Here is a 3,918-nt window from a genome sequence, read left to right as displayed (position 1 = left end):
CAACTTGAGTCAGTAATGTTGTTACTGCAGTCTCAGGTAATACATTGCGTAACTCTTGCATTAATAGGTAACCGATCATACCTTGAGTTTCTGCACCTAAGATGTCTAGAGGGTAAGCTTTAACTTCTTTATAAGCTGCATTCTGTAATGCTAGTAAACCCACTTGAGGACCATTACCGTGAACTAAAACCACGTTCCAATCTTGAATAAGTGCAGCAATTGCTTGCGCCGCAGTACCAACGTTTTTTCTTTGAATATCAGCATCTAATGGCTCGCCTCTACATAGAAGCGCGTTTCCGCCTAATGCAACAACAACTGTAGGTTTAGTCATTTTTATTTCCTTAAATCCTTAACTTCCATTAAATACCATCACGTTCTAGAGGACAGCTCATGCAACGTGCGCCACCGCGTCCACGCCCTAGCTGATCCCCACCAAAACTTAATACTTCGATACCTGCTTCTTGATACTTTTCATTAGTCAAGGTATTGCACTCATAGCCCACAACCACACCAGGGCGAATCGTTAATACGTTGTTAGCATCATTCCACTGCTCACGCTCTTGACCATAAATATCGCCACCTGTGGTAATCACTTTGATGCTGCCTAAATCAAGGGCCTTCATGATTGCTTGGCGATAGCCTGCTTCTTCAACGATATCTAATTTGCCATTTACGCCAGCGGTAAGTGTCCAGCAACGTGTTTGCTCATTAATCACTGCTGGGTAAGCAGAGAACACATTGATATCAAGCTGAGTAAATACGGTGTCTAAGTGCATACAAGCACGGTCTTTAGGTAGCTCAAGCACCACAACTTTAGACGCTTGTCCTTTACTAAATAATGAGTGAGCTAATGCTTCAATTCCTTCTGGCGTAGTACGCTCAGATAAACCAATTAACACTGCACCGCGACCAATTACTAATACATCACCGCCTTCAATGGTGGCGTTATCGTAATTAACGGTTTCATTGCCTAAGTAGTACTCAAAGTTCTGCTCAGCAAAGAATGGATGCCAGCGGTAAATCGCTTTAAGGTTGTTAGATTCACGACGACGAACTGCTTTCGCCATTGGGTTAATTGATACACCGTTGTATACCCAGCAAGAGGTATCACGGGTAAATAGGTGATTAGGAAGAGGCTTTAAAATAAAGTTTTCATAATCATATGAATCAAATAAAGCGGTAAAATAAGCATCAGGGATTTCGTTAAATGCCAAACCACCGGTTAAATACTTAGCAATCTGATCATTTGGTAATTCGTTCAACCAACTTCTTACACCTGAAGCCAGAGTTTTACCTAAACGATAATCACTTAGCTGTGCATTCAGTAACCAAGCACGCGCCTCTGGTACCGCTAATGTTTCTGCAAGTAAATTATTAAGATAAAGTACATTAACGCCCTGCTGCGTAAGAATAGAAGCAAACTCTTCATGTTCTTTCGCTGCTTTTTCTACAGAAAGTACGTCATCAAACAATAAATCATGCAGTTTGACGGGGTTAGCCGCTCAAATGCCAAATTATCATAATGCAGTAACACACTGCGTAATTGACCTACTTCCGAACCCACATAATGTTTAACCATAATTTGTTCTCTTTGTTCAGGTTAAGTTGATTGAATCCAAAATTACTTCGGTATAATTCAATACGTTATGAACTAAACCGGTTTTTATATAACTCTTTAGATGTGCTCTATATTGCCTGTTCTGTAGCGGCTTAATACCGAAATTGTGCTGTAAATTATCGAATTTCTGCCGTCACTCCCCACTAACAATTCGTTTGTTTTTTATTCATAAATTTTATTTGAGCACAAAAAAAGGGCCTCCTTTTTAGGAGACCCTTTTTGGTGAAATTAATCGCTTAGATTAGTATTCCCAATGCTCGATGTTATGAGCACCAGCAAACTGGTTAGCAAAGTAATCTTCACATGTACCTTCACGATGTACGTCAGCTGTTGCACAGTGTAGACCACCACCGAATGCATATGCGCCACGTAAATCAACAGGTAGAACTTCGAAGCCAAGCTTGTCGAACTGTTCCATTTGGCCAGTTTCAGATGCTTCAACACACACAGTCTTATGGTCAAGAATCAAGGTATTCATAGATAACCAAGTACTTGAGTAGCATAGTGGTGGTGGAGTATCCCAAGCAGGAGCCACAGCTTCAACGATTTCCCAACCATTCTTCTCGAAGATTTCACGCTGACCATCAAATAATGGGCGGTGTGGGTTAAGTAACATTAAGCCTGGACGTAATGGGCAGAATGTTGCATCGATGTGGATAGGGTGGTTGTCTTTAAAGCTTAGTGTATGAATACGGAAACCTTGTGGCTCATACTTACGCTTGATCCAACGGATACCAGCTAGGTTAGTTGTTAAACCGTGCTGTACGAAGATATCCTTACCAAGACGCATTACGTCAGCCGCATCAAACAGAATGTCTGTTTCTTTAGTTGAGTATTCTTTGTTGCAAGAACGAGCCATTGTCTCTTCGTCTGATAAATATTCGTATGCAGCAACATAATCCATACGGAAACTGTCATCAGAAAGACGTGGACGTGGAGCTTGCTCAATCAAACACTCAGGGTCAGATTCGAAATATTCACGTAATAAATCAACATATGCCAAATATTCGAAGTAACGGCTACGGAAGCTCATTGGTGCCATAAGAATGCTCTTACCCATTGTTAATAGGCAGTCACGAGGAGGCATAACACCAAAACCAGAGCTGATTGTAAAATCAGGAGTAACAATGCGTTGGTTCCAGTCAACAGCACCTGGACGGTCAACAACAATACCACGGCCTTCAAGTAACTTAGCGAAACCGTTTAAGCACTCGTTTGCTTCGTCGATAGACTCTTGAGTACGACGACCAGCTTTGCCACCACGCATAGGTGAGTCAGCAGGAATTTTTTCGTTACTAGCAGGACACGCTTCAGGAATACACTGGTTATCAGCAATACCAACAATTACATGCTTAAGTGGGTCGAAGTCGTTGTAAGATTCAACTTTGATACCAGGACGAACATATGGAACACCAGATTCTTTACGGTCTAGTGGTGCAGAAGCATTTGGATACAAATCATTAGAAACGCTCATTACAAACTCTCCAAGAGAATGAATACGATTAATAAAATAGCTAAGTTGTGTATATAACCGATTTGTTCGCCATTCCTGCTAGCTAGATAACTATGTTGTCTTAATCTAAGCGTATGGTCGGCACTATCCATGTTATATGTGCTATTTCTTCTGATTGAAAAGGTAAACCTTTGCCTTATTCAATGACTGTATAATTACCCTTTCGCGCTCTGGTTAATATCGAAATCATGCTCGGTATTTACGGATTTCTGCTGCCAGTAAAATTCATGGATAAAAAGCATCAATAAAGTATTTTAAAGCCCAATTCAGCCACGTCCCCAATATCCAAATTAATAAAAAACACCCCAGACATACCTATTAAAATCAATGATTTAGATAGATAAAGTAAAGGCTAGAATAATCATTAAGATATTATAATCAATATAAAAACAAAGAAACTGAAATGACCGGATTTCGATAGAAAATCATCAGAAATGACTGATTTCTGCTAGCACAAGCATCAAAAATAATCAGTCCTCGCCATAACAGCGAGAACTCATTAGAAATAAATAATCTTATTGTGTCACAGCCTGCGGTTCAGTATTGGCGCCCATGATTCGATTTACCACTATTCCTGCAACCAACATGAATAATGTAGGTACCACCCAACCAGCAAAATAACTGTATAAAGGTAAATGCACTAATAACATATTATTTAATGCCGCAGGCATCGCACCTAAAATATGTACAGCATCCATCGAACCAAACACTAATGCCGTTGCCATAACGACTAATATCGCAGTTTGGGATAACTGCTTACGTAAAGGCGCAACTAATAATAATGCGA

General features: G+C 40.3%; 4 protein-coding genes. All 4 read right to left on the bottom strand.

Features of this window, described 5'->3' with window-relative positions:
- Positions 1 to 331, bottom strand: a 331-nt coding sequence (locus JCM15074_RS20075) for an amino acid kinase family protein (protein WP_025823738.1), incomplete at its 3' end; no start/stop codon positions are given.
- Between the two features lie 28 nt (positions 332 to 359).
- Positions 360 to 1,472, bottom strand: coding sequence for an arginine deiminase (locus tag JCM15074_RS23300; protein ID WP_373278929.1), 1,113 nt, complete (start codon positions 1,470 to 1,472; stop codon positions 360 to 362).
- A 387-nt stretch (positions 1,473 to 1,859) separates the two neighbouring features.
- On the bottom strand, positions 1,860 to 3,092 hold the full coding sequence (locus JCM15074_RS20065) for a serine/threonine protein kinase (protein ID WP_025823736.1): 1,233 nt from the start codon (positions 3,090 to 3,092) through the stop codon (positions 1,860 to 1,862).
- Positions 3,093 to 3,646: 554 nt separating this feature from the next.
- Positions 3,647 to 3,918 (bottom strand): branched-chain amino acid transport system II carrier protein (locus tag JCM15074_RS23295; RefSeq protein ID WP_037470132.1); only part of this gene is annotated, 272 nt, incomplete at its 5' end.

The sequence above is a fragment of the Shewanella marina JCM 15074 genome (genome assembly GCF_000614975.1).
Classification (GTDB): Bacteria; Pseudomonadota; Gammaproteobacteria; order Enterobacterales; family Shewanellaceae; genus Shewanella; species Shewanella marina.
This window is presented reverse-complemented; position numbering and strand designations above follow the sequence as displayed.